We start from the raw sequence: 26,376 nt of genomic DNA on the forward strand, positions 1-26,376 counted from the left end.
GGCCCGTTCCGTCTTCCCGAGCGGACGGCGAGGCCGCCCACCGCGGACCCGGAAAGTCCACCGCGTAATCAGAAGCAGGGGTGATGACCGGGTTTGGTCGTGATCTCCACGTCCCGGAGATTGAGGGTGGAGGCGGTGGTCGACCACGCCTGTTGCCGCAGACCGTCGATCCGCGCGCCGGTGGCCTGGATACCGAACGCCCCCGGGGAACCGCCCACGCCCTCGGGACCGAGGTCCAGCTGGGAAGCGTCCCTGCCGATCTGCACGTTGTTGAGGGTGAGGTCACCGTTGACCTTCTCCACCCCGAGCACGAGGCGCTGCGCCTCCATGCCGCCGGGCGCCTCGATGCGGACGGTGGCGTCACCGATCCCGGGCAGGTCTTCCACCACGAAGGACTGGCAGAAATCACTCAGCTCGGCGTGCTTGAACGCGTTGACCAACACGGGGTGGTTCTTCTCGCCTGATCCCTTGTCATAGGCGCCGAATTGAGCCACGCCCTCGGCCACCAACTCGTCGGCGGATGCCTTGTAGGTGACTCCCGACACGGCGAAGTTGGCGGCCATCGCTCCCTTGGAAAGACCGGTCAGCATCAACGCGATCGCGGAAAAACTTCCGAACAACATCAGCGCGAAGACGCGCCACCGGGTACGCCCGTTGGGCGCGTTGCCGTCATCGGTTTCGGTCTCGCGATTCGCCGCCATGTATTCACCTCGGTGTGTGCGGTACTTGATCAGACAGTCCCCACCGGAGCGTTGCGACACAGAACACAGTGAGTGACCTGCATTACTCTTACCGAGGAGTAACCATAGACGGAAATCACAGCGAACACCATACCGTGAGACTAAACACGAATGACTTTCGTGAAGTTAGTCACGCTCTGCCACTGTACGTGTCCGAACGAACCGGCAAGGCCGCCACCTGAAACAACGATCGCACCACGAGAATCTCGCACGAAAGAATCGGACGGAACCGATCAAGCCGTTCGTGACCCACACGATTGAGTGAATATCGATCGCGAAGCGGAAGAAATGGAACGCGACGGCCGTCATCGCCGAAGCTTCGGCGAAGTCGAAGACGCGATCCCAACCGCCACGAAAACCGAAATCGGCCGGGACGACGAAAGTCACGCACCGGGGCCGATGTCACGGCGTCCCGGAAACCGTTTCCCGATTCGGGAAGAACCAACACCGCGACGTGCCGAACGGGCCAATCGAACTCCACGCGCGACACACGAAATATCGGACTTGTCCGAAAGCACCGTTCGAACACCGCGGGTGCTTCCGCGACACCGTCCAACGGCCGACGGCTAGCGGCCAGCCCGCCGGAACATCGACTCGCGGGTGTTCTCCGGCGTAGCCGACCACCGAAGAACGCCCCCGAAGTCCTCCCATCGTCGGCCTCGGGTCGGCGACCAGCCGGTAACGGGCAGGCGACGTGGGGGCTCCCGCCTCACCCTCTCCCGGGTAGGGACCGACGTGGTACAGCTGCCCACTCGATGTCGGTCCCACCCCGCGAGCGCGGGCGGGAGGATCCGCCAACCGGATGTCCCGGCGAACCGGGACGACAACACTCCGTTACGACTCGGCACGAAGCGACCGGGCCGGTATCACTCCGATTCGGAGTCCGCCCCCGCCGCCGCGGGAGGTCCGGCCGCACGTCCCGCCGCACGCCGGGACGAACGTTGTACCGGACCGGCGGAAACCGCCGTGGAACTCGTGGAGTCGGCGGATTCGGAGACGTTGCCCGCGGTCCGCTCCGCGGGATCCAGCACGACAGGCTGCGGAGCCGTACCGGTGATACCGGTCGGCCTGCTGGCCTTGCGCCTGCCCCGCTGAGCCGGTTCGGTCTCGTGCTGAGCGGCCTCGTCCGAAGTGGCAACCGCCGCGCCGTGCTTGCCGCCAGCGGCGGGCTCGGCGGCAGCGGCGGGCTCGACGGCAGCGGTCCGCTGAGCCACCGGGGCAGCCGAGGCCTCCGGATCCGCCGAGGACTCCTCCGAGTGCGCACTTCCGTTGGCAGCCGACTTGGCAGGCTGCTCGGCCACGACGTCCTTGGTGGGCTCGGTGGTCCGACGCACCGCCTGATCCGCGTTGCCCGAACCGTTCTGACGTCGCTGACGTCGACGGGAACGGGAGTCGGATCCGTTTTCACCGTCGGCACGGGTGGTCTCGCTCTCGACCGCCGGGGTCTCCGCACGAGCGGATTCCGTCACCTCACCGGTGCTCTCGGCCTGCTGACCCGACTTGTTGCGCTGCTTACCGCGGCGGGAACCGCTCGCGGCCGTGACGTGCTGACTGTGATCGATCGGTTCCGTGGAAACAAGGACACCACGACCACGGCAGTGCTCACAGGTACTGCTGTAGGCCTCCAGCAGACCCGTACCGACCCGCTTGCGGGTCATCTGCACCAGACCGAGCGAGGTCACCTCGGCGACCTGATGCCGGGTCCGGTCCCTGCCGAGGCACTCGGTCAACCTGCGCAGCACCAGATCGCGGTTGGCCTCCAGAACCATGTCGATGAAGTCGATGACGATGATGCCACCGATGTCGCGCAACCTGAGCTGACGCACGATCTCCTCGGCGGCCTCCAGGTTGTTGCGGGTCACCGTCTCCTCGAGGTTTCCGCCGGAACCGGTGAACTTGCCGGTGTTGACGTCGATGACGGTCATCGCCTCGGTGCGGTCGACCACCAGGTATCCCCCGGAAGGCAACCAGACCTTGCGGTCGAGGGCCTTGGAGATCTGCTCGTCGATCCGGTACTCGGTGAAGACGTCCTTGGTTCCGACGTGCTTGCTCAGCCGGGTCAACAGATCCGGTGCCACGTGCTTGACGTAGGCCTCGATCGTTTCCCACGCCTGGCCGCCCTGCACCGCCAGCGAGGAGAAGTCCTCGGTGAACAGGTCCCGAACCACCTTGATCAGCAGGTCCGGTTCGGCGTAGAGCAGCTGCGGGGCCTGCGCCCCGGAGGACTCGGCCTTGTCCCGGATGTCCTCCCACTGCGCCTGCAACCGACGAACGTCCCGGTCCAGCGCCTGCTCGCTGGTTCCTTCCGAGGCGGTACGGATGATCACGCCCGAGTCCTCGGGGACGATCCGCTTGAGGATGTCCTTGAGCCGCTTGCGCTCGTTGTCCGGCAGTTTGCGGCTGATACCGGTGGCACCGCCGCCCGGCACGTACACCAGGAAACGTCCCGGAAGGCTGATCTGGGTGGTCAGCCTGGCGCCCTTGTGCCCCAGCGGATCCTTGGTGACCTGCACCAGCACGCTGTCGCCCGTGGAGAGGGCCTGCTCGATCCGGCGGGACTTGCCGGCCAGCCCGGCGGACTCCCAGTCGACCTCACCGGCGTAGAGCACCGCGTTGCGGCCCCTGCCGATGTCGACGAACGCGGCCTCCATGCTCGGCAGCACGTTCTGCACGCGCCCCAGGTAGACGTTACCGACCAGTGAGCCACTGCCGGAGGAGGTCACGAAGTTCTCGACCAGGACGTCGTCCTCCAGGACGGCGACCTGGGTCTGCCCCTCGTTCTCACGCACGACCATCTTGCGGTCGACCGACTCCCTGCGTGCCAGGAACTCGGACTCGGACAGCACCGGAGCACGTTTGCGGCCCGCTTCCCTGCCGTCCCTGCGCCGCTGGCGCTTGGCCTCCAGCCGGGTGGAGCCCTTGACGGAGCGGACCTCGTCCTCCGCGTCCTGCCGGGAGTTGTCGGGCGCGGTCTCGCGCACGTGCACGACGGTGTTCGGCGGATCGTCGTCCCGGCTGGTCACGTTCTCGGACTCACCCGAGGACTTGCGGCGCCTGCGGCGCCTGCGCTTGCTGCCGGCGCCACCGCCGGAGTCGGTGTCCTCGTCCACCGCATCGGAGCGTTCGGCTTCCCGCGCACTCGTCTCGGCCGGTTCCTCCGAGCCGGAGCCACGGGATCCCCCGCCGCGCTGCCCGTTGGACTTGTTCTCACCCTCCGCGGACTTGTCCTTCTTGTCCTTCTTGTTCTTCTTTTCCTTCTTGGGTCCCCGGGAGGATTTCTCGACGTTGTCCGGCTCGACGGCGGTCTCGGCTTCCGCGCCGGACTCGGAACCCGAGCCCTCCGAGTCGGCGGAGCTCTCGGAGTCACCCTCACCGCCGCGCCCACGACCACGACCGCGCCTGCCCCGACGCCGCCGACGGCGCGTGGCGACGCTCTCGGACTGCTCCTCATCCGAAGGTGTCCCGTCGGACTCGGAGGGGGACTCCTCGGTCTCCGCCACGGCCTCGGTGGCGGTTTCCGCGGATTCCGACCGCGACGACGAGCTCGTCTCGGACGGAGCCAGGAACATCGCCTGCGGGGCCGCGAAGGCCGGCGCGAGCGCACTGTTGTCCGAAGTACCGTCGCCGGTGGCGGCATCCCCGTCGGAACCGCTGTCACTACCCGTCCGCACCTCGTCGGAGGCGGTGCCGCTCTTCACTGCCGCATCCTCACCGCTGTCGGTTGCCGCCCCCTGGTCCCTCGTCGACGTGCCCGTGGCGGACCGCGCCTCGGAAGCACTCGACTGCCGGGAACCGGAACCACCCGCCGAGTGGCCGCCCCCGGTGTCCGACGTCGTGACCCGGTCGTCGGTGGCCTGCTGCTCGGACTTCCCCTCCGACTCGGAATGGATCCGGTCCGGACGCAACGAGCGCACCACGTTGAGTGCGACATCCCGGGTGATGTTGGACTGCGCACTGCGCACGGACTCACCGAGTTCACCGAGTGTGGCTATGACCTCACGGCTGGTGGCCCCCAGCATCTTGGCCAGTGCGTGTACCCGCAGCTTGGCGGGCATCTCGAAAGTCCGGTGAGCGGATTCGCCCTGCGCCCGCTCTTGCTGCTCCGATGTAGCCGAAGATCCGCTGGAGTTACCAGCGGACGTCTCCCTGTTCAACATTCAGCTCCTTCGCCCCCGGGCGCGTCCGACGCGGACGCGGCCGCACGAGGGTCTGCATACGTTCGCTGCCCTCCGCCACTGGTGGCGGTAATTCTGTTCGCTCCCCCTGCTTCCCTGGTCCGAACCCAGGAACCGCACGGTGGGTCGACGGCGTCCCCGCCGAATCCGTCACCCTAGGGTGAGATCCACCTGTCGAGATCCGGCCGCCGCCCTGTCCTCGGACAGCGGTTCGGCGATCGCGCCTCCTCCGTCGGGCCGACCCTGCGCCAACCGTGTGGCTCGCGCAACCCCCGGCACGGGCGAGTCGGCGACGACGCGAAGGGCGTCGAGTACGTCGTCGGGTCGCACGACCGGAGTAGCATGCCGTACGACCATTACGATTATCCCATATTGTCTCGCGCGATCCGGGCAATCGTCCGTCTGTGGGGCGTCAACCGAAAAACGGTCACGCACCGCGTTCAACCGGACACCTCGCCCGGAAAAACCGTGGATCGGCAGACCACCACCGTGCCACGGGTTTCACAACACGTCGCCACTCGTGACGACATACTTCTACCGCCGCTCGGCTACCCGCTGCGACGGCCGGGAAACCGGTACCCGTGAGCGGATCGGCGGGGGTACCGACCGACTCACGGAGCCGGGTAACGCGTGCTCGAAAGTACGCGCCGGATCACGATGCGAGACGAACCGCGACTGATCACGTCCGAAGCCCCGGTCAAGAGCTCTCCGCGAGGCCACGGCCTGGTAATGACTCAGCGTTTCCTCCGTAGTCCGATCGAAGGTCCGCCCCGCCGAAACCGCTCGGGAGGCACCCCGCACCCTACAGCCTAGGCCGGGGGGCACACGGCCGCTTCGAAGGCAGCGTTTCGGACGGTTTCGGAGGCGTTCGGACCGCGAGGACCAGGCGGCCCCAGCGGATCCGAAACCGACCACTCCGCCACACCGAGGCGCCGTCCCGCACGGTGGGACGGACCAGGTCGCTCGGAACGTCCGGTCAGAGGTCGCGAGTCAACCAGACCTCGTCCCTCGGTTCACCTTCCCCCACGAGCAACGAGCCGGGCCAACGACCACGCTCGGTCCAGCCCCGCTCGGTGTAGAAGCTCTCGGAGTCGGGGGCCGAACGCATCCGCAGCTGCAACCGGGTGATCCCCAGCGCACGGGCGTGCGACTCGGCGGCGTCCAGCAGCTGTGCACCGATGCCCCGCTCGACCACCTGCGGATCGACCAGCAACCACTCCAGCTCGGCCCGGTGCCGCTCCACCGGGAGTTCTCCCGGCCGCAGCACCACCGCACCGGCGAGGGTGTGCTGCTTGCCCGCCGTGAGCACGTGGCGTCGTTTCGGCCTGGTGGAAGCGTCGTCGACGATCGCCTGCGCGGTCGTGGTCAACGTCTCCAACTCGGCATCCGCGGTGAAACCGGTGGCACCGCCTGCCACGGTGACCCGCCCCAGCAGGTCGGCCAGCGCCTGCGCCAGCTCGGGATGCGGCTGGTCCACCCGATGGGGGCCGCTGATGAACTCCGCTTCGGTCATGCCGCCAGGTCCGGGAACCACAGCTTGAGCTCGCGCTCGGCCGACTCGGCGGAGTCGGAACCGTGCACCAGGTTGTACTGCACTTCCAGCCCGTAATCGCCACGCAGACTGCCCGCCTCGGCCTTTTCCACCGGGTCGGTGCCGCCCGCGAGCTGCCGGAAAGCGGCAACGGCCTTGGGGCCCTCCACAACGGCGGCCACCACGGGCCCCGACATGATGAACTCCAGCAGCGAACCGAAGAAGGGCTTGCCGTCGTGCTCGGCGTAGTGCTGCTCGGCGAGTTGTCGGTCGACCTGGCGCATTTCGAGCGCGACCAGCTTGAGCCCCTTGCGCTCGATTCGGCTGATCACCTCACCGACCAGACCTCGCTCGACGCCATCGGGTTTGACGAGGACGAGAGTGCGCTCGCTCAACGGGTGTTCTCCTTGGTTTGCCGGGGCCGTCGCGGGCCCGGTCGACAACGGTCGATGCTTATCGTTGTCAAGGGTATTCGCAACCGGTGCGCTACCGACGGGGTGGGTAGCTCCCCCGCTGTCAAGTCTGGTCCGCGATTCGTTCGCGCGATAGCTTCTGGTCGAGCATACCGACTGGCTGGTCTGTCGCCGAGTGATTAGGAGCCCCGCATGCGCGCCGCCGTACACACCGCAGTGAACGAGCCGCTGCGGATCGAGGAGATCGAAGCAGAGCGTCCCGCCGAGGGTGAGGTGGCCATCGACGTGACTTCCTGCGGTGCGTGCCACTCGGACCTGCACGTGCTGAAGGGCGAGTTGCCGTTTCCGACCCCAGCGGTGCTGGGTCACGAGGTCGCCGGGGTGGTCAGCGAGCTGGGAAGCTCGGTCAGCGGCCTGGAGGTCGGTGACCGCGTGGTCACCAGCTTCATCATGCCGTGCGGCAGGTGCGCGCAGTGCGCGGCGGGCAACGAGGAGATCTGCCTGGAGTTCTTCGCCTACAACCGCGCCAAGGGGCAGCTCTACGACGGGCGGACGAGGCTCTCGCGCGACGGCGAGCCGGTCTGGATGTACTCGATGGGTGGGCTGGCCCAACGCGCGGTAACCCCCGCCACCTCGGTGTACCGGGTGCCGGACGGGGTTGAGCTGACGGACGTGGCGGCTGTCGGATGTTCGACCATGACCGCCTACGGGGCGCTGCGACACGCCGCCGACGTGCGGGTGGGCGACACGGTGGCCGTGGTCGCGGCCGGAGGCGTGGGCTCGGCGCTGATCCAGCTGGCGCGGGTCTTCGGGGCCGCCGAGATCATCGCGGTGGACGTCGCGACGGAGAAGCTGGCGGCGGCTCGGGAGCTCGGCGCCACCAGCACGGTCAACTCGACCGAGACGGACCCGGCGACGGCGGTCCGCGAACTCACCGGTGGACGCGGTGTGGACGTCGCCTTCGAGGCGCTGGGCTCGTCCCGGACCTTCGAGGTGGCGCGGGACTCGGTGGTCGAGGGCGGTCAGGTCGTCGTGGTGGGCATCGCGCCGCCCGGCGACATGGGTGAGCTGAACCTGGGCACCATCGCTCGACGCAAGCTGCAGGTCAAGGGCTCCTACGGCGCCAAACCCCGCAGGGACATGCCGGTGCTGCTGGATCTGGTGGCCCGTGGACTGCTGCGGCCGCAGGACGCGATCAGCGAGCACTACCCGCTGGAGCGGGCGGCCGAGGCGTTCGCCGCGCTGGATCGGGGGGAGATTCGCGGACGGGCCGTGATCGACGTGGCGTAGTGGTTACTTCGGCGTCCCGGGAGCTTGGCGGGGTGCGTGAAGTGGCGGAACCTCTCGCTCCGGCGAGGCCCGACATCGAGTAGCGACCTACGCCACGTCGGGCCTTCCTCGCGAGAGCCGTACGCGAGAACCAGCGGGGGTGCCGACTGCGTGAGTGGTCGGAGTTCGGCGTGCGTAGTGGGAGTTCGACTTCGGGAACGCCGGAGAAAACCAGCGGGAGGATTCCGCCACCGAGCTCCTGTCCCACCGATGAGGAGAATTCCGTTTCCCATGCGGAGACGAAGACCTTCACATCGCGGGCGATCACTCGTCGTCCATCACATCCCGCAACGAAGCATTGTCCGAAATATCCACACCTGGCTCGCAGCCGCCCAGGTCAACGGTCGCGAGCGTGAACGGCTCGGGTTGCCTCCGCATGCTGCTCAACCGCCCCCGCGGACTTTCCCCCACGAAGTCGCTCACCGTCCGATGGGCCTGCGAAGCCTGCTGCTTGACTTCTTCCAGTAATCCCTGATCGAGAGTGATGGTCGTTCTCGTGGTGGCCATGTATCCGAGCATGGCCACCATGCACACTGATGCGCATCGCTCGAACGAGCGAGATCCGAGGAAGGCCGTCGGACGAATCCCTGGGCGGCACGACCGCGAGCGGCCTCACCGCGGCGGCGGGTAGCCGGGCGGGTGGCCGAGCTGGTCGGCCAGCCGCCCCTCCCGCATCCGCTTGGCCACGTCGTGCCGCACGTACAGGATGTAGCCCCAGATGAGCGCGAAGATCACTCCCATGATCCCCACCGCCGGGTGCACGAAGTAGCAGCCGATCAGGCACAGCTGCAGCGCCAGCGCCACGCCGAGCCCCCAGCGGCGGCCCTGCACCCCGCTCGCCGCCAGCAGCAGCACGGTCAGCACCGCGACCACGAGGAACCCGGCGCTGCTCACTCCCGACCCGAGCTGCCAGACCACCGGCAGCGCCAGGCCGAAGACGATGAACTCCAGCACCAGCGTGCCCGCCATGATGCCGCGCAGCCCCTTCCAGGGATCGCGCACCTCGGGCGGCGCCTCGGGAAGTCCCGAGGAACGCCGCCCGGAGTCCTCGCCGGGGGAATCACGCTGGTCGCTCACGTGGGCTCCTTGCCGAACAGGGCGCGGGCCTCGCCCGCGGTGACCACCGAACCGGTGATCACGATTCCCGCCCCCGAGATGGACTCGCTCGGATCGGTGGTGTGCTCGGCGAGACTGATCGCCGAGGCGACCGCGTCGTCCAGCCTCGGCTCGGTGTGCACCCGATCCCTGCCGAAGAGTTCCTCGGCCAGCACCGCCAGGTCGTCCGGGTCCATGGACCGAGGCGCGGAGTTGCGGGTGACGACGAGTTCCTCGACCACCGGTTCCAGTTCCGCCAGGATACCCCTGGCGTCCTTGTCGGCCATGACACCGACCACGCCGATCAGCCGCCGGAACGAGAACTCGGAGCTGACCGCGTCGGCCAGCGCACGTGCGCCGTGGGGGTTGTGCGCGGCGTCGACCAGCACGCTGGGGGCGGAGCGGACCCGCTCCAACCTGCCGGGGGTGATCACCTCGGCGAAGGCGTCCCTGACCTGCTCGATGTCGAGCTGGCGCTCCGAACCGGCACCGAAGAACGCCTCCACGGAAGCCAGCGCCAGCGCGGCGTTGTGCGCCTGGTGCTCACCGTGCACGGGCAGGAAAACGTCCTCGTAGACGCCGCCCAGCCCCTGCAGCCGCAGCATCTGGCCGCCGACGGCCACGGAGCGCTCCAGCACGCCGAACTCGTGGCCCGCGCGGGCCACGGTGGCGTCGACCTCGGCCACCCGTCGCAGGATCGGCTCCTGCGCCTCGGGGGTCTGCGAGGCCAGCACCACCACCGAACCCTCCTTGATGATGCCCGCCTTCTCCTCGGCGATGCCCGCCACGTCGTTGCCGAGGTACTCGGCGTGATCCAGCGAGATCGGGCAGAGCACCGCGACCTGGGCGTCGGCGACGTTGGTGGCGTCCCAACCGCCTCCCAGGCCGACCTCCAGCACGGCCGCCTCCACCGGGGCCTCGGCGAACGCTGCGAAGGCCATGCCGGTCAGCACCTCGAACTTGCTCATCGGGACCTCGCTGTTGGAGTCCACGATGGACACGTACGGCGCGATGTCGCGGTAGGCCTCGACGTAGCCGGCCGGGCTGATCGGAGCGCCGTCGATGCTGATGCGCTCGGTGACCAGCTGCAGGTGCGGGCTGCTGTAGCGACCGACCCGCAGGCCGATGCGGCTCAGCAGCGCGTCGACCATGCGGGCGGTGGAGGATTTGCCGTTGGTCCCCCCTACGTGCACGACCGGGTAGCCACGCTGCGGCTCGGCGAGCAGATCGGTCAGCGCCCTGATCCGGTCCAGCGTGGGCTCGATCTTGGTTTCGGGCCAGCGCTCGTTGAGCTCGGACTCGACGACCCGCAGTTCCTGCAGGTTGCCGGGCTCGGAGTCGGCCACCAATTCACTCTCCTCCCAGGTGCGGCCGTCTCGCTCGACGGCCGCACCGGACACGGTCACGCCCCCGGAAGCGATTCCAGCCGGGTGTTGATTCGTTCGATCTCGGCGAGCGCGTTGGCGCGCCGCGTGCGGATCTTCTCCACGACCTCGTCGGGTGCCTTCTCGGTGAACGAGGGGTTGTTCAGCTTCTGCTCGGTACCGGCGAGTTCCTTCTCGGCGGCCTCGAGATCCTTGTTCAGGCGCTTGCGCTCCGCCGCGACGTCCACCGCCCCCGACAGGTCCAGCCGCACGGCCACGTCGCCGCCGGACAGGCCGACCTTCAGCTCCGAGGAGGCGTTGAAGTCATCCCCCGGTTCGGTGAGCTTGACCAGCGCACGGATCGCCGCCTCGTGCTCGGCGATGCCGACCTCGGGCAAACCGTCCAGTTCGGCCGCGACCTTCTGGTTGGGTTTGACCCCCTGATCCGCCCGGAACCTGCGGATCTCGGTGACCAGCGAGCGGACCGCGTCGATCCGCTCGGCCGCCGCGGTGTCGGCCGGGTGCCGTGTCGGGGTGGGCCAGTCGGCGATGACGACCGACTCCCGACCGGTCAGCGCCGTCCACAGCGCCTCGGTCACGAACGGGATCGTGGGGTGCAGCAGCCGCAGCAGGACGTCGAGCACGTGGCCGAGCACCTCTCGGGTGGCCTCGGCGCGCCGCCCGCCCTCGTCCAGCTGGACCTTGGACAGCTCCACGTACCAGTCGCAGAACTCGTCCCAGGTGAAGTGGTAGAGCGCCTCGACCGACTTGGCGAACTGGAAGTCCTCCAGCAGCTCGTCCACCTCGGTGACCAACGCGTCCGCCCGGTCCAGGATCCAGCGGTCGGCGTCGGTGAGCTCGGCGCGCTCCGGCAACCGCTCGGGGACGTGGGCGTCCTTGCCGAGGGCGAACTTGGTGGCGTTGAACAGCTTGGTGACGAAGCTGCGCGCCCCGGCGACCCACTCGTCGCTCATCGGCGCGTCGGCACCGGGGTTGGCTCCCCTGGCGAGCGTGAACCGCACGGCGTCGGTGCCGTAGGTCTCGATCCACTGCAGCGGGTCCACGGTGTTGCCGGAGGACTTCGACATCTTCTTGCCGTGCTTGTCCCGCACGATGCCGTGCAGCGCGATCCGGCGGAACGGCACGGCCTGCTCCGGCTCGCGGTCGGACATGCCGTAGAGCCCCAGCATCATCATCCGCGCCACCCAGAAGAACAGGATGTCGTAGCCGGTGACCAGCACGCTGGTGGGGTAGAACTTGCGCAGGTCGGCGGTGTCGTCCGGCCACCCCAGGGTGGAGAACGGCCACAGTCCGGAGGAGAACCAGGTGTCGAGCACGTCCTCGTCCTGGTACCACCCCTCGCCGGTGGGCGGCTGCTCGTCCGGGCCGACGCAGACGACCTCGCCCCGCGGTCCGTACCAGATGGGGATGCGGTGGCCCCACCACATCTGCCTGGAGATGGCCCAGTCGTGCAGGTTGTCGATCCAGTCGAAGTAGCGCTTGGCCAGTTCGGGCGGGTGCACCTCGACCCGGCCGTCGCGCACCGCGTCCCCGGCGGCCTTCGCCAGCGGGCCGACCTTGACGAACCACTGCATGGAAAGCCGCGGCTCGATGGGCTCCTTGGAGCGCGAGCTGTGGCCCACGCTGTGGGTGTAGGGGCGCTTCTCCGCGACGATGCGGTCCTGCTCGCGCAGGGCCTCCCGCACGGCGACGCGGGCCTCGAACCGGTCCATGCCGTCGAACCGGGTGCCGGTTCCGGCGATCCGGCCCCGCTCGTCCATGATCGTCGGCATGGGCAGGTCGTGCCTGCGGCCGATCTCGAAGTCGTTCGGATCGTGTGCGGGGGTCACCTTGACGGCGCCGCTGCCGAACTCCGGGTCGACGTGCTCGTCGGCCACGATCGGGATCCCGCGCCCGGTCAGCGGGAGCTCGATCTCGGTGCCGATCAGGTGGCGGTATCGCTCGTCGTCGGGATGCACCGCGACCGCCGTGTCACCGAGCATGGTCTCCACCCGCGTGGTGGCCACCTCGAGCGCCGAGTCCCCGTCGCCGTAGCGCATGGTGACGAGCTCTCCCTCGACCTCGCGGTGCTCGACCTCGATGTCGGAGATGGCGGTACGCATCTCCGGCGACCAGTTGACCAGCTGTTCGGCGCGGTAGATCAGCCCGTCGTCGTAGAGCCGCTTGAACATCGTGTCGACAGCGCGGGAGAGTCCGGCGTCCATGGTGAACCGCTCGCGGGTCCAGTCCACCCCGTCACCGAGGTGACGCATCTGGGACAGGATCGAACCGCCGTGCTGTTCCTTCCACTGCCAGACCCGTTCCAGGAAGCCCTCCCGGCCGAGCTCGCGGTGATCGATGCCCTCCTGCTGCAGCTGTCGTTCGACCAGCGCCTGCACCGCGATGCTGGCGTGGTCCATGCCGGGCAGCCAGAGAGCCTCGTAGCCCTGCATCCTGCGACGGCGCGTGAGCAGATCCATCAGGGTGTGCTCGAACGCGTGACCGATGTGCAGGCTGCCGGTGACGTTCGGCGGGGGGATGACGATCGAGAACGGCGGGCGGTCGCTGTTCGCGTCAGCGGTGAAGTATCCGGCGTCTACCCAGCGCTGATACAGCTCGGCCTCTACGTCGGCCGGGTTCCAGGTCGACGGAAGTTCACGGGGCTGTGCTGGGCTGGTCTGTGTCACACCGGGATTCTACGAACCCCGTCGGGCATCCTTGTACGGTGCTAGGCTTCAACGGCGGAACCGAGCGTGGGAAGGCGGCCTGCGAACCATGGACGAAGCCGGTCTCGACCCCGTCCGGGAGGGTCACCACAGACTGCTTGACCTGGTCAGCGAGCTGGAGACCAGCGATCTCCGCGAACCCTCCGGGTTGCCGGGGTGGTCGCGCGCCCACGTGGTGGCGCATCTCGCCCACAACGCGATCGCACTGGCGAACATGACCAGCGCCGCCGGTCGCGGTGAGCTGGTCGACCCGTACCCGGACGGCGACCGCGACGAGGCGATCGAGCGCGACGCCGCCCAGGACGCGATCGGGCTGGTGCAGCAGACCGCAACCGCCCACGCGCAGCTGGAGATCGTCTGGGACTCGGTGGCCGAGCAGGACTGGCAGCGGCCGGTGCGGCTCCGCGACGGCACGGTGGCGGGCCTGGTGTCGTGCCGGTGGCGCGAGCTGGAGATCCACACGGTGGATCTGGACCTGGGTCACACCGAGCTGGAGTGGTCGCCGGAGTTCTGCGAGCACACCATCGACTTCCTGCTGCCCCGGCTGGAGGGCACCGGGGTCGTGCTCGCTCCCAGCGACCTGGAGCGCACCTGGGAGATCGGCGACTCGCCGACGCGGAAAATAGAGGGCTCGTGCGCCTCGCTGGCGTGCTGGCTGGCGGGCCGGACCCCGCAGCGGCTCCCGAGCGGCGACGGGCCGCTGCCCGAGCTGGGTCCCTGGCCGTGACCGCTCCCCTGCCGTGACCCGCGCGGCGATTTCGCGAGAAATTTACGCCCCTTCGACCGCAGAGCTGCCGTCAACGATGCGAGAGCAGCTATGCCTAGATCGTGTTCGCGTTGTTTCTGGTCAGGGACAGCCGGAGCCCGTCGTTCAGGCGTGAGAGCCGGGTCAGTCGGTATTCGTCGGGCAGGTGCGGAAGGTGCGCCGTCTCGTGCGGGCTGTGGGCCTCGATGTGGTCGATCAGACCGGCATCGAGATACGGCCGGATTGCCGCACCGCCCACGGCCAAGCCGACTGTTCGAGCTCCTTCGTGTTGGAGAGCGGTAAGCGCCTGGTGCGGATCGTGCGGCAATGTGGACAGCGTCCTGACGACAGGCCTTTCGATAGCGGTGGTCATGATCGTGCTCGTGTCGTCGTGAACGAGCGTGTCGATCTCGCCCGGCAGGACCGTGCCGTCGCCTGTCAGACTTCCCTGCCGGGGGAGGCAACAGCCCCAGGTGAGCACCGGGCGCTGCCACTCCAGCGCGGCCAACCACGGGCCGAGCACCAAGTGGGCTTCCTCGACGAGCAATCCCTCAACCACGTCGATCCCGGCCTCGCGCAGCAGGGCGGCCCCGCCACGTCCTCGGGAAGTCGGGTCGAGAACGGCGATGACCACGCGGGCGATGCCCGCCTCGATCAGTGCCCGATGACAGGGCGGGGTACGCCCGTGATGGCAACACGGTTCCAGCGTGACCACGGCGGTCCCACCATCGGCGGCGCTTCCCGCCTGCGCGAGGGCGTAGGCCTCGGCGTGCGGCTCGCCTTTCCGGCGATGCCACCCCTGCCCGACCAACCGCCCGTCACCGTCGAGCACGACACACCCCACCGGAGGATTAGGGCTGGTGGTGCCGTGTCCCCACGCCGACAGCGCGATCGCGTGACGCATCGCGCGAGTCTCGACCTCAGCCGTGGTGATCGTCATGAAGCTGGTCTAGCAGATCGACGGGGTACGAATCGGGGAATGCTTCCAGTTCATCGCCTCCAGTTGGGCGATCACGGGCAGCTCGACGGCTTCTTCCACGCTGGGCAACCCCACGGTCACTGATTCACTCCACGATCGGATTCGACTTCGCGAGTGATCCTAACTCGCAGCCACGACACGATGGGGTGAGATGGTGACGAAGAGTCACCCATGATGGATCACAGGTCGCCTCGTCAGTACCGTTCCTCGTCCCGCTTCATTCGGACGAGTTGCCCACTGTCGTGGTCCTGCCGTATCCGGCCACACGGTCGTGGCATCGGCCCTTCGACAGTGGACACCTCGAACTCGTCGCCTCTTCCCGGCTCCAGCGACGACTCCGGAAAGGCGATACGCCTACGCTTCGGCACGGAGACTCGCCAGGAAGGATCTCCATTGAGCAGCAGGGACCGCGAGCACACCCGCATCGGGCGATTTCGAGTCCCGCACAGCGGCGAAACCCTCACCGAAGGCGACCTCGACGCAGTTGCCACTGCCGCTGCCAGCACCTCCAGAGCGGCTGCTCTTGCGCCAGGCCAGACCAGCTGACTCCCCCGCTACGAACATCTTCGCCTCCTCAACTGCCGTACTCATAACGATCGCTGTGCAATCCACTCAAGAAGGACCGCCACTGGGCAGCGGGCACCGCGAGGACACCCGCATCGGGTGATTTGGAGTCCCGCACAGCGGCGAAACCCTCACCGAAGGCGACCTCGACGCAGTTGCCACCGCCAGGCCCACCGCTACCGGAGCGGCTGCTCCTGCGCCATGTACTTGTCAGTCGAAGAGCATTACCAGTCATGTCGCACTCCTTGCAGTCTTACGAGTAACGCTTCGCTGCCTGCTCGAACAGATCCATCGAAGCAGCTTGGGAGTAGGAACGTTCCGTCAGTATTCCGAACTTGAGGGTGCAGCTACGCACCGAAGAACGGTCCTCGATGTACACACCACCGCCATGACCTTCGGCGTACCCAAAATCAGGTATGGGATCGGGCAGCGTAAGTAGCGAAAACGGACCGTCCAACGCTGGTGTCGCTCCGGCCGACTTAGGAAGCACCTGGATCGTCACATGCTCACTGGAAGCTTCATCGACCAAACGACGAAACTGATTGCGCATGACGCGGCTGCCTCCAACCGGGCGCTCCAGCACAGCTTCTTCCAGGATCACATGGTATTGCAACGGTTCCGAACGGTTGAGCACCTGCTGCCGAGCCATCCGCGCGGTGACTCGCCGTTCCACCACGTCCTCGGCCAAGCCTGGGTCGGCTCCGTTGATGAGTGCACGGGTGAAGTCAGGGGTTTGCAACAGTCCCGGAACCACCATCGTCTCGAACTGGCGTAGTGCGATCAGCGAACTCTCCACACCGAGGAACGAGTGGAAGTCCTCGGGAAGGTCCTTACGCAAGGCAAGCCAATAGCCACGTTCGTGGGCGGTCTCAGCCAGCTCAAGAACCCACTCTCGTAATGCGGTATCGCTTACTCCGTAAGTGTCGAGGAGCTGCACGACCTCACGAGCGCGTACTCCCTGGTCACGCGTCTCGATCCGAGACAGTTTGGAACTGGACCACTTGCCGGAGCTGGCTTTGAGCCATGAGACCGCCTGATCAATAGTGAGCCCGGCATCCTCACGCAACCGCCGAAGCGTCTCGGTGAGCTGCCACCTTCGCACTGTCGCATTGACAGCTTCGCCGTTTCCCTGGGACATCGTTCGCCTCCTTGGGTGAACACCGCCGCACGATGTGCCTCCCTTCGAGTGAAGTGAGTGGGATACCACTTTTTTATCTGCAATCCCACAATCATCATTGATGTTGCACACCGTAATCAGGAAGCTACATCTTGCGGGAGGAAGTCATGTCGGGAGGCTCAACCAACGGGATCACTCCTGAAACGGAGTGGCTCACCACACAGTCGAACAGCGACGTGGAAAAGTTCGAGAGCAACGTTGCTCTGAGTGACTCAGCCCCACGTGTGTTCGCCCTGCTGGAGAGAACCGACCCCGAGTCCGGCGAGCTGGAGCTGTACGCCTGGGGTGTGGAAGTGGGTGGGAGCGCCAACGTGTTCCGGGCCGACGGCCACGTGCTCGCTCACTGCTGCTCGGCCGAAGGGGCGCGACGCATGTTCGGCATCATCCGCGACGTCGTGCTGGTCTGGCCCGAGGAAACCAACCTGACCGAGTGAAAATCGGCGGGAGCACCTTACGCACCGAGAGTCCGACCCCTACGAAGAAACCGGACCACCCGGCGGCGCTGAAACAGCGGAGATCGCCGGGTTGGTTCACCGGTAACCAGCCCCGCATTCGGCACGCGAAGCAGAACGAGCGGAACCGACGGTAATCTAGGGACATCGAGGCGACATGATCAGCGCATTCATCGAACGTGTTCCCACCCGACTCGTTGCCGATACGTCCGACGAATTCGAACGCGTAATCGAAAAACTGCTGTCGGGTCCCGAGGACTATCCGGTCGGAAGCGTGGAGGATCCCCACGTCATCGCGGACCTGTATCCCGGCGATGTGGACGGCGCGGAGGATGAGGACGAGCAGCAGCTTCCGATCGGGTGGCTACACGTCAGCGTCCAGCCGCAGGACAGCGTCGGCGCGATCAACTACATCCGGACCGACGGAACGACGATCGAGTCCTGGGAAGCCTCCGGCTCCGAGCATAGCCGGGGCTGCTGTACTCGCCCCACAGCGGCAGCCGGTTCGACACCGACGCCGCTCTCCCGGTGGACACCGTCGCACGAGCGGTCCGCGAATTCGCGGAAAGCGGCACAAGGCCAACATGCGTGACCTGGTGTCAGGGAATACTCGTCTGAAACGCGAGCCGAGCAAGACGAGTCGTTCCCGGAACGACTACCGGTCGTGGATCCCACACCTCAACAGACAGATCGATGTTACGCCGAAAACATCGCTCGGTCAGTTTCACATGGTCAGACGACATCGCCGACGTTCATCCGCTCGTTTCCTGCTTCGGCCCGAATGGCGAGTGCGGCCCGTGGCTCGGCCTGGGACGGGAGCGCACAAACCAGCCCGCCATCGGCTCACACCAGGAAACCGATCCCAGTAACGGATCCGGTCGGCAACGGCGTCCAGTAAGACTGCGTAGCGGACGCCTCGCGGTCACGCCGTGATCCGCGAACAGCCCCCTTCAGGAACAGTCGGCAGCCTCGATTTCCACGACGATGGCGGTGTCGACCTCGCGGACGTCGTACTCGGGCTGGGTGGGCGCGCCGTGGCAGCTGGTGACCCCGATCGCGGCCTCCTGCACCTTCTCGAAACCGCCCAGATAGCGCACCTCGGCCACGGTGGGCAGCTCGGGCTCGATCGCCTCGCGCAGCTCACCGCCCGCAGTGGCGTGCGTGAACGTCACACCGAGGAAGTTCTGCCCGGACATCTCCACCGGTTTGCCCGAGCCGGGAGCCTTCGGATAACCGTCGAGGTACTTCACCCGGTAGCTCGGCAACTCGCTCTTGCCACCGACACCGTCGAACCGGAAGACGACCCGCGCGGAAGCGCCCTCTCCCCCCTGGACGTCCACACCGGTCAGCTCGGCGAGATCCCCACCGGCTCCGGAATTCGCCCCGTCACCCGAACCGCCGGAGTCCGCGGCCGTGGAACGGCCGTCGGAGAAGCTGTCGACGACATCGGTGGCGGTACTTTCCGCGCTGTCGCCGTCCGAGCTCGCGCTGCCTGCCCCGATGGAACCACTGGCCTCGGCGCCCGTCGCGGCTCCCGATGAGGACGCCGAGTCCGAGGCGCATCCGGCCAGCGGCAGCACCAGCGCGGCCGCCGCGCCCGTCAGCAACATCCGTGCACCACGACGTCGCATCTCCCTCACCCTTCCAAGTGATCTCACCGCGTCGTTCTGACATTCCGTGTGACGCCCGATCGTTCCGACAGGTTGCGAGCGAGCCGGGAGAACTACGCCTCGATACCGAGGACCATCGGTTACGACTCGCCCCGCCCCGAACGCGTCGAATCGGCCGAACGGCGGAGCCGCTCCGACGCCCCGCTCGCTAGAGTTCGAGTCCGCTCGACTGATCGTCAGTACCGAGCGAACCTCGACTCACCTGGGAGAATCGATGAGACGAATCCTGTCGCTCGCGATCATGCTGCCACTGTTGATCCTCGCGCCCGCCACCGCCGCCGCGGCCGCGCAGGGCTCCGAGACCACCCAACAGAGCGCTGCTCGACTGGCGGCCGCGGCGCAGTGTCCAGACACCCTCTCGCGAGGTAGCTACGGCGAGATGGTCGTGGCGCTGCAGAACACGCTGAACAACTATCCGTACGAGGTCACCGGCCCGGACCTGGTCCCGGACGGCATCTACGGCCCCAAGACCGAGGCAGCGGTGATCAACTTCCAGAGCTGGTACGGCCTGCGGGTCGACGGAATCACCGGCCCCGAGACGTGGGGCCAGCTCGGCGCCTGCTGGTGATCAGTGCACGGGGAGCGCTCCGCACGAACGCTCCCGGTGATCTCTCCTTCCCCCGCAGCGCCCGTCCGGCCTGCCTTGGACACGCCGCGTGAACGACGTGGGAGTTATGCTGTGCCTCCACGACGCCGGTGACGACTCGGAGAGCTGGCTTGGAGGCCCACCCGCATGGGACGGATCACGGTACGCAGGCCGGTGCGACGCATCGGCCCGAACGGCGAGACCACCCGCCCCGACACGCTGGCCGCCGAGGAGCCGCTGGAGATCCGGCTGGACGGCAAACCGCTGACCGTGACCATGCGCACCCCCGGTCACGACGTGGAACTCACCCACGGCTTCCTGCTGACCGAGAGCGTCGTCACCGCGCGGGAGGACGTCACGGCGGCGCGCTACTGCGACAGCCCCGGCCCCGACGGGCGCAACACCTACAACGTGCTCGACGTACAGCTGGCTCCCCACGTCCCCCGGCCGGACAACTCGGTGGAGCGCAACTTCTACACCACCTCGTCCTGCGGAGTCTGCGGCAAGGCCGCACTCGACGCGGTGCGGCTCCGCAGCGCGCACCCGCCGGAATCCGACGACTCCCGCGTCAGCACGGAAACGCTGGTCGAGCTGCCGGAGAAGCTGCGGGCGGCGCAACGCGTGTTCGACACCACCGGTGGGCTGCACGGCTCGGGACTGTTCGACACGGCGGGCGAACTGTTGGCGGCCCGGGAGGACGTGGGCAGGCACAACGCGGTGGACAAGGTGCTCGGCTGGGCGCTGCTGGACGGCCGCACACCACTGCGGGGTCACGTGCTGATGCTCTCGGGTCGCGCCTCGTTCGAACTGGTGCAGAAGGCCGCGATGGCGGGCATCCCGACGATCGCGGCCGTTTCCGCACCCTCGTCGCTGGCAGCCGAGCTGGCCGAGGAACAGGGCATCACCCTGATCGGCTTCCTGCGCGGCTCCTCGATGAACGTCTACACCCGACCGGACAGGCTGTCGGGGGCCGAGGCACCCGAAGAGTGAGCCCGACAGCTCCAAGGACGGGACCGGTCACACCAGGCGGAACGTGCTCGGGGCCGCTCCCCCGGTCTGGGGTGGCGTCTCGAACCTGTCCGCCACCGGCGTGGTGCCGTGCGAGACCCAGCGCAGCACCGCGGGCCAGGGGCCGTAGCCCGCGTCGGTGTTGAGGTGCTCCCCGTCCGGGATCACGTCCAGCGCTACCCGCATGGTCTCGGCCAGGTAGTGCCCGTCCTGCACGGAGAGATACGGATCGCCGGTACCGACGACCATGCGCGTGGAGCCCGCCGCCCTGCGCAAGGCGTGCGCGTCGACCGGATAAGGGGTGATGCCGTGGACGTCGGGATGACGCCAGTCCGGTCCGGGCGGTGCGACCAGCAGCACCCGGTCGGCACGGCGCGCGGTGCCGTGGATGGTCGCGGCGTGGTGCAGCCACAGTGCCGCCCCGCAGGAATGCGCGGCCACCACCAGCTCGGACTCCGCGGGAACGTCCTCCAGCCGCGAACGAAGCACGGCCAACCATTCCTGCAGCACCGGTTGGTCCTGTTTGGGCAACCGCGGCATCTCACAGGTCACGCCCAGTTCGTTCAGCCGTCCACTGAGCCACTGCTGCCAGTGCCACGGCCCCGAACCACCGAACCCGTGCACCAGCAGGACATGCATCTCACTCACCGTGTTCCCCTCCCGACATCGGCAATCACGATGGTCGGCACCATGATTGCCCATCGGGGGACATTACGCGCGCGGTACACGCGGAGGGGAACACCATCCGGCTATGACAGGCGCACAGCGGACTTGCACGGCTGGTCGGTTAGCCGGCACGTGAGTCGGCGCCTTGCCGCGTTGGGCCGGCTCTTGAGTAGCGACCTACGCGGCGAGCGGCCCGGCCTCGCAATGCATCCGACTCACGCACCGAGGACACCCGCGCTGCTTAGGCGCGTGCTCCCGTCCCGACAGGCGGCCCGACAACTTCGCGAGAAATTGACGCCGTAGCTGCGCGGGTGGCGGAACCTCTCGCACGGCTCTCGCTGCGGGTGCCCCGACATCGGGTAGTTAGCTGCTTACCCACATGGTCACTTCCCGATGGCGGTCTCGGGGCGCAACGATTTCGCGCGAAATTGACGCTCATCCGGGCAGTGATCCCCCTGGCCCGACGATTTCGCGAGAAATCGACACCGCGTCGGGGGCGAGAGGACTCAGGCGGACTTCTCGCGGCGCTCGTGGCGGCTGCTCTGGCGGGCGACGATCGTGGGATTCACGTTCTCGTCGACCGTCTTCTCGGTGATGACGACCTTGGCCACGTCGGACCGGCTGGGAATGTCGTACATCACCGGCAGCAGCACCTCTTCCAGGATCGCCCGCAGCCCACGGGCTCCGGTGCCGCGCACGATCGCCAGGTCCGCGATGGACTCCAGCGCGGCCTGGGTGAACTCCAGCTCCACACCGTCCAGGTCGAACAGCCGGGTGTACTGCTTGATCAGCGCGTTGCGCGGTTCGGTCAGGATCTTGACCAGCGCGTCCTTGTCCAGGTTCGAGACGCTGGCGACGGTGGGGAGCCTGCCGATGAACTCGGGAATGAGCCCGTACTTGATCAGATCCTCCGGCAGCACCTCGCCGAAGTGGTCCGCCGATTCGATCTCGGCCTTGGAACGCAGGTCCGCGCCGAAGCCCACGCTGTGCTTGCCGACCCGGTCCTCGACGATGTCCTCCAGACCGCCGAACGCACCGGCGACGATGAACAGCACGTTCGTGGTGTCGATCTGGATGAACTCCTGGTGCGGGTGCTTGCGGCCACCCTGCGGGGGGACGCTGGCCGTGGTCCCCTCCAGGATCTTGAGCAACGCCTGCTGCACGCCCTCGCCGGAGACGTCCCTGGTGATCGAGGGGTTCTCGCTCTTGCGGGCGATCTTGTCGACCTCGTCGATGTAGACGATGCCCTTCTCGGCCTGCTTGACGTCGTAGTCGGCGGCCTGGATCAGCTTGAGCAGGATGTTCTCGACGTCCTCACCCACGTAACCCGCCTCGGTCAGGGCGGTGGCGTCGGCGATGGCGAAGGGAACGTTGAGCATCTTGGCCAGCGTCTGCGCCAGGTAGGTCTTGCCGCAGCCGGTGGGGCCGAGCATGAGGATGTTGGACTTGGCGAGTTCGACCTTCTCGTCCTTGCCTTCCCGGGAGCCCTGCTGCTCACCGGCCTGGATGCGCTTGTAGTGATTGTAGACGGCCACCGAGAGGTTGCGCTTGGCGCTGGACTGGCCGATCACGTACTGGTCGAGGAAGTCGTGGATCTCACCCGGCTTGGGGAGTTCGTCGAGCTTGACCTCGCCCGATTCGGCGAGTTCCTCCTCGATGATCTCGTTGCAGAGGTCGATGCACTCGTCACAGATGTACACGCCGGGGCCGGCGATGAGTTTTTTCACCTGCTTCTGGCTCTTCCCGCAGAAGGAGCACTTCAGCAGGTCGCCGCCGTCACCGATACGTGCCATGCCGCTGACCTCGTCCCCTCCGGCACGCAGCCGCGTGCGCGCCTAACCTGTTTTCACCGTCGGTTCCGCATTCGACGGTACCCGCCATTTCGACCCAGCGGGGTGGATCACGGTCCCGAATTCGTTCGTCCGGCCGAGACCGTTCCCCGTCCGGGAGGGGGCGCGGGGCACCGCCTGATCAACACCTTGCCTCGCCGGACCGAGCACGTCGAAAACATCGACACGCTCGGCGTGTCGGCGATTTCACGCCTGGTTGACCACTCGGTCCGCCGACCGGCGCGACTCGACCTCCCGCGGAGCGCATCGGGCCGGCCGGAACCACATCCGCCGTCCCGTGGCCCACACCGGCCCACTAGAGCGCCGAGAACGCCCCGGTCGACACGGACCGACACACCAACCCGAGAAACGGGCCGGTCGCGCTCTCAGGACTTCTTGGCCGAGAGCTTGCGGTACGGCATGACCTCGTCGATCAGACCGTAATCCTTGGCCTGGTCGGCGGTCAGGATCAGGTCCCGCTCGACGTCCTTGTGGATCTGCTCCTGCGAACGCCCGGTGTGCACCGACAGCGTGGCCTCCATCTGGTTCCGCATGCGCTGCACCTCGTTGGACTGGATCTCCAGGTCGGAGACCTGCCCGTAGATCCCCTCGGTGGCGGGCTGGTGGATCAGCGCACGCGCGTTCGGCAGTGCCATCCGCTTACCGGGAGTACCGGCGGCGAGCAGCACGGCCGCGGCCGAGGCGGCCTGGCCGAGGCAGGCCGTGCGGATGTCGGGCCGCACGTACTGCATCGTGTCGTAGATCGCCATCAGCGCGGTGAACGAGCCGCCCGGCGAGTTGATGTAGAGCTGGATCTCGCGGTCGGGATCATCGGACTCCAGGTACAGCAGCTGGGCCATGATGTCGTTGGCCGAGACGTCGTCGACCTGGACCCCGAGGAAAACGATCCGTTCCTCGAACAGCTTCTGGTAGGGGTTCGACTCCTTGACCCCGTAGGCCGTGCGCTCGACGAACGACGGCACCATGTACCGGGATTGGGGGAGCTGGAATGAGCTCACTGGGGTGACTCCTCGTGAGTGTGATGCCGGCAGGGCTCGGTGGTTCGTAGGATCAGCTGCTCGGCAGGTTGGCACGGTTGGCGATGTGGTCCACGAAGCCGTACTCGAGCGCCTCGTCGGCGGTGAACCAGCGGTCACGGTCGGAATCCTCGGTGATCTTCTCGACCGTCTGGCCGGTCTGCTCGGCGATGAGCTGGGCCATCTCCCGCTTCTGCCTGGAGAACACATCCGCCTGGATCGCGATGTCCGAGGCCGTACCGCCCAGACCGGCCGAGGGCTGGTGCATCAGCACCCGCGCGTGCGGCAGGGCGAATCGCTTGCCCTTGGCGCCCGCGGAGAGCAGGAACTGCCCCATCGAAGCGGCGAAGCCCATCGCCACTGTCGCCACGTCCGGCTTGATGAGCTGCATCGTGTCGTAGATGGCCATTCCGGAGGGAACCGAGCCACCGGGCGAGTTGATGTAGAGGGCGATGTCGCGTTCCGGGTCCTCGGCCGCCAACAGCAGCATCTGCGAGCAGATCTGGTTGGCGATGGTGTCCTCCACCTGGGACCCGAGGACGATGATGCGTTCCCGCAGCAGCCGCTCGTAGACCGAGTCGTTGAGTGAAAGCCCGTTGCTACCGGTCCGCATCTGCGGTGACTGCGCGTCGAACGCCGGAACAGTCTGTTGCTGGGTCACGTCTCCCTGCCTTCTTCCACAATGGACCCGGTAAGCGCTTCGTCGAACCGGGCCCGCCTGAAGTATTGCCCGTTACCGGGGTGCCGGAGTCCGGGTGATCCGTTACAACCGACCCTAACGAACGTGGGCGGCACCAGCTTCCCGGTGCCGCCCACGTTCGCTGAGAGCTTGTTAACCGAGTCGGGATCGTCGTCGGATCCGACCGGCGCTCCACCACCTGTCGCTCACTGCGCGGTGGTGCGCTCCTCCTCGTCGGCTACCGCACCCTCGACCTGCTCCGGCTGCTCCTGGTCCTCGTCCTGGGTCCCCAGCAGCTCGTCCATGTCCAGCTGCTCGCCCGCCGAGTCGGTGACCGTGGCCTGCCGAACGACGGAGAACAGGGCCTTGCTGCGCCGGATGTCGGAGTAGATGCGGCCCAGCTGCCCGGACTGCTGGATCTGCTGGACGTACTGGTCCGGGCTGATGCCGGACTGCTGCGCCTGGTAGATGATGCGCTCGGTGAGCTCGTTGTCCGAGACCGAGAGCTCCTCGCTGTCGGCGATGGTGTCCAGCACCAGCTGGGTCTTGACCGCCTCCTCGGCTTCCTTACGAGTCTCGGCGTCGAAGTCCTCGCGGGTCTTGCCCTGCTCGCGCAGCGACTCGGCGAAGCGCTCCTCGTCGTGGTCGTAGGGGTGGACCGCGTCGTGCTCGCGGATCTCGACCTCGGACTGCACGACGCTCTCCGGCAGCGGAACCTCGACCTTCTCCAGCAGGGACTCCAGGACCTTGTCCCTGGCCTGCATGCCCTGCTGCATCCGCTTGACCCGGCCGAGCCGCTCGCGCAGATCGGCGATCAGCTCGTCTATGGTGTCGAACTCGCTGGCCATCTGGGCGAACTCGTCGTCGGCCTCGGGGAGCTGACGCTCCTTGACCGAGTTCAGCGTGACCTCGACCTCGGCCTCGCGGTTGGCGTACTCCCCCGCCACCAGCGTGGTGGTGAAGTGCTTGGTCTCGCCCTCGCTCGCGCCGATCAACGCCTCGTCGATGCCCTCGACGAGCTCATCCGAACCGATCTCGTAGGACAGGCCACTGGTCTGGGCGTCCTCGACCTGCTCACCGTCGACGGTGGCCGAGAGGTCGATGCTGACGTAGTCACCGTTGGCGGCGGGACGCTCAACCCCGGTCAGCGTCCCGAAACGGGCACGCAGCTCGTCCAGCTGTTCCTGGACGTCCTGCTCGGTGACCTCCTGGTCGTCCACGCTGACCTGGATGTCGTCGTAGGCGGGAACGGTCAGTTCCGGCCGTACGTCGACCTCGGCGGAGAACTCGATCTGCTCGCCGTCGGCGATGTTGGTGACCTCGATCTCCGGGCGACCCAGTGTCTGGACCTCGTTGCTGGTGACGGCCTCCGTGTACTTGGAGGGAACGGCCTCGTTGACGACCTCGTCGAGCACGGGTCCACGGCCGATCCGGCTCTCCAGCACCTTGGCCGGAACCTTGCCGGGACGGAAGCCGGGGATCCGGACCTGCTTGGCCAGTTCCTTGTACGCGCGGTCGAAGTTCGGCTTGAGCTCGTCGAACGGCACCTCGACGTTGAGCCGTACGCGCGTCGGGCTCAGGTGCTCGACGGTGCTCTTCACGTGGTCTCCT

General features: G+C 67.2%; 24 protein-coding genes. 6 read left to right on the plus strand and 18 right to left on the minus strand.

What is annotated here, in order from left to right:
• Nucleotides 1–68 precede the first annotated feature (68 nt).
• From BM150_RS03035 to ndk, 4 genes are all read right to left on the minus strand, one after another.
• The gene (locus BM150_RS03035; RefSeq protein ID WP_092924366.1) at nucleotides 69–701 is read right to left on the minus strand and encodes a DUF6230 family protein; all 633 of its coding nucleotides are present in this window, start codon (nucleotides 699–701) and stop codon (nucleotides 69–71) included.
• 905 nt (nucleotides 702–1,606) lie between these two features.
• The gene (locus BM150_RS03040; RefSeq protein WP_092923568.1) at nucleotides 1,607–4,897 is read right to left on the minus strand and encodes a translation initiation factor IF-2 N-terminal domain-containing protein; all 3,291 of its coding nucleotides are present in this window, start codon (nucleotides 4,895–4,897) and stop codon (nucleotides 1,607–1,609) included.
• Between the two features lie 994 nt (nucleotides 4,898–5,891).
• The gene (locus BM150_RS03050) at nucleotides 5,892–6,428 is read right to left on the minus strand and encodes a GNAT family N-acetyltransferase (RefSeq protein ID WP_092923571.1); all 537 of its coding nucleotides are present in this window, start codon (nucleotides 6,426–6,428) and stop codon (nucleotides 5,892–5,894) included.
• Nucleotides 6,425–6,841, minus strand: coding sequence for a nucleoside-diphosphate kinase (gene ndk / locus BM150_RS03055; RefSeq protein WP_092923573.1), 417 nt, complete (start codon nucleotides 6,839–6,841; stop codon nucleotides 6,425–6,427). Before ndk ends, BM150_RS03050 begins: the two co-directional genes overlap by 4 nt.
• Nucleotides 6,842–7,051: 210 nt before the next feature.
• Here ndk and BM150_RS03060 point away from each other — a divergent pair, with 210 nt between their 5' ends.
• Nucleotides 7,052–8,149: a zinc-binding dehydrogenase gene (locus tag BM150_RS03060; protein WP_092923576.1), complete on the plus strand. Its 1,098-nt coding sequence runs from the start codon at nucleotides 7,052–7,054 to the stop codon at nucleotides 8,147–8,149.
• A gap of 303 nt (nucleotides 8,150–8,452) precedes the next feature.
• Here the strand turns inward: BM150_RS03060 and BM150_RS03065 are convergent, their stop codons facing one another.
• The 4 genes from BM150_RS03065 to BM150_RS03080 all read right to left on the minus strand — a co-directional run bounded on the left by BM150_RS03065 (nucleotide 8,453) and on the right by BM150_RS03080 (nucleotide 13,334).
• Nucleotides 8,453–8,695: a hypothetical protein gene (locus BM150_RS03065; protein WP_139219437.1), complete on the minus strand. Its 243-nt coding sequence runs from the start codon at nucleotides 8,693–8,695 to the stop codon at nucleotides 8,453–8,455.
• Between the two features lie 105 nt (nucleotides 8,696–8,800).
• Nucleotides 8,801–9,265 (minus strand): DUF4233 domain-containing protein, encoded by a 465-nt coding sequence (locus tag BM150_RS03070; RefSeq protein WP_245755227.1) that lies wholly within the window; start codon nucleotides 9,263–9,265, stop codon nucleotides 8,801–8,803.
• Complete coding sequence (gene folC / locus BM150_RS03075; protein WP_092924372.1) at nucleotides 9,262–10,629, minus strand: bifunctional tetrahydrofolate synthase/dihydrofolate synthase; 1,368 nt, start codon at nucleotides 10,627–10,629, stop codon at nucleotides 9,262–9,264. The genes BM150_RS03070 and folC overlap by 4 nt, the downstream gene beginning before the upstream one ends.
• Before the next feature lie 56 nt (nucleotides 10,630–10,685).
• Nucleotides 10,686–13,334, minus strand: coding sequence for a valine--tRNA ligase (locus tag BM150_RS03080; RefSeq protein WP_092923581.1), 2,649 nt, complete (start codon nucleotides 13,332–13,334; stop codon nucleotides 10,686–10,688).
• 88 nt (nucleotides 13,335–13,422) lie between these two features.
• Between BM150_RS03080 and BM150_RS03085 the strand changes: the two genes are divergently transcribed.
• Nucleotides 13,423–14,100 (plus strand): maleylpyruvate isomerase family mycothiol-dependent enzyme, encoded by a 678-nt coding sequence (locus BM150_RS03085; protein WP_092923584.1) that lies wholly within the window; start codon nucleotides 13,423–13,425, stop codon nucleotides 14,098–14,100.
• 94 nt (nucleotides 14,101–14,194) lie between these two features.
• On the opposite strand, the gene ribD is transcribed toward BM150_RS03085, so the two are convergent.
• The 4 genes from ribD to BM150_RS03105 all read right to left on the minus strand — a co-directional run bounded on the left by ribD (nucleotide 14,195) and on the right by BM150_RS03105 (nucleotide 16,799).
• Entirely contained in the window at nucleotides 14,195–15,058 is an 864-nt protein-coding gene (gene ribD, locus BM150_RS03090; protein WP_217641329.1) for a bifunctional diaminohydroxyphosphoribosylaminopyrimidine deaminase/5-amino-6-(5-phosphoribosylamino)uracil reductase RibD, read from the minus strand.
• 393 nt (nucleotides 15,059–15,451) lie between these two features.
• Entirely contained in the window at nucleotides 15,452–15,661 is a 210-nt protein-coding gene (locus BM150_RS03095; RefSeq protein WP_092923587.1) for a DUF397 domain-containing protein, read from the minus strand.
• Nucleotides 15,662–15,671: 10 nt separating this feature from the next.
• Complete coding sequence (locus BM150_RS03100; RefSeq protein WP_092923590.1) at nucleotides 15,672–15,896, minus strand: DUF397 domain-containing protein; 225 nt, start codon at nucleotides 15,894–15,896, stop codon at nucleotides 15,672–15,674.
• A gap of 18 nt (nucleotides 15,897–15,914) precedes the next feature.
• Nucleotides 15,915–16,799 carry a helix-turn-helix domain-containing protein gene (locus tag BM150_RS03105; protein WP_092923593.1) on the minus strand — a complete coding sequence of 295 codons (885 nt, stop codon included), beginning with the start codon at nucleotides 16,797–16,799 and terminating at the stop codon, nucleotides 15,915–15,917.
• A 146-nt stretch (nucleotides 16,800–16,945) separates the two neighbouring features.
• On the opposite strand from BM150_RS03105, the gene BM150_RS03110 reads away from it, so the two are divergent.
• A complete protein-coding gene (locus BM150_RS03110) occupies nucleotides 16,946–17,272 on the plus strand; it encodes a hypothetical protein (RefSeq protein WP_092923596.1) in 327 nt (108 codons plus the stop codon).
• A gap of 546 nt (nucleotides 17,273–17,818) precedes the next feature.
• The gene (locus tag BM150_RS25215) at nucleotides 17,819–17,908 is read left to right on the plus strand and encodes an Imm1 family immunity protein (RefSeq protein WP_175496662.1); all 90 of its coding nucleotides are present in this window, start codon (nucleotides 17,819–17,821) and stop codon (nucleotides 17,906–17,908) included.
• 332 nt (nucleotides 17,909–18,240) lie between these two features.
• Here BM150_RS25215 and BM150_RS03120 read toward each other — a convergent pair whose 3' ends face one another.
• The gene (locus BM150_RS03120) at nucleotides 18,241–18,921 is read right to left on the minus strand and encodes an AMIN-like domain-containing (lipo)protein (RefSeq protein ID WP_139219438.1); all 681 of its coding nucleotides are present in this window, start codon (nucleotides 18,919–18,921) and stop codon (nucleotides 18,241–18,243) included.
• A 253-nt stretch (nucleotides 18,922–19,174) separates the two neighbouring features.
• Between BM150_RS03120 and BM150_RS03125 the strand changes: the two genes are divergently transcribed.
• Both BM150_RS03125 and fdhD read left to right on the plus strand, forming a co-directional pair.
• A complete protein-coding gene (locus BM150_RS03125) occupies nucleotides 19,175–19,528 on the plus strand; it encodes a peptidoglycan-binding domain-containing protein (protein ID WP_092923605.1) in 354 nt (117 codons plus the stop codon).
• A 165-nt stretch (nucleotides 19,529–19,693) separates the two neighbouring features.
• Nucleotides 19,694–20,536, plus strand: coding sequence for a formate dehydrogenase accessory sulfurtransferase FdhD (fdhD, locus tag BM150_RS03130; protein ID WP_092923608.1), 843 nt, complete (start codon nucleotides 19,694–19,696; stop codon nucleotides 20,534–20,536).
• A 27-nt stretch (nucleotides 20,537–20,563) separates the two neighbouring features.
• Here the strand turns inward: fdhD and BM150_RS03135 are convergent, their stop codons facing one another.
• From BM150_RS03135 to tig, 5 genes are all read right to left on the minus strand, one after another.
• The gene (locus BM150_RS03135) at nucleotides 20,564–21,193 is read right to left on the minus strand and encodes an RBBP9/YdeN family alpha/beta hydrolase (protein WP_092923611.1); all 630 of its coding nucleotides are present in this window, start codon (nucleotides 21,191–21,193) and stop codon (nucleotides 20,564–20,566) included.
• 533 nt (nucleotides 21,194–21,726) lie between these two features.
• A complete protein-coding gene (clpX, locus tag BM150_RS03140; RefSeq protein ID WP_092923614.1) occupies nucleotides 21,727–23,013 on the minus strand; it encodes an ATP-dependent Clp protease ATP-binding subunit ClpX in 1,287 nt (428 codons plus the stop codon).
• A 422-nt stretch (nucleotides 23,014–23,435) separates the two neighbouring features.
• On the minus strand, nucleotides 23,436–24,068 hold the full coding sequence (locus BM150_RS03145; protein ID WP_092923617.1) for an ATP-dependent Clp protease proteolytic subunit: 633 nt from the start codon (nucleotides 24,066–24,068) through the stop codon (nucleotides 23,436–23,438).
• Between the two features lie 52 nt (nucleotides 24,069–24,120).
• Entirely contained in the window at nucleotides 24,121–24,747 is a 627-nt protein-coding gene (locus BM150_RS03150) for an ATP-dependent Clp protease proteolytic subunit (RefSeq protein WP_092630845.1), read from the minus strand.
• 224 nt (nucleotides 24,748–24,971) lie between these two features.
• Nucleotides 24,972–26,366, minus strand: a complete 1,395-nt coding sequence (gene tig / locus BM150_RS03155) for a trigger factor (RefSeq protein WP_092923620.1) — start codon at nucleotides 26,364–26,366, stop codon at nucleotides 24,972–24,974.
• Nucleotides 26,367–26,376: the final 10 nt, after the last annotated feature.

The sequence above is a fragment of the Actinopolyspora alba genome (assembly GCF_900112765.1).
Taxonomy (GTDB): Bacteria; Actinomycetota; Actinomycetes; order Mycobacteriales; family Pseudonocardiaceae; genus Actinopolyspora; species Actinopolyspora alba.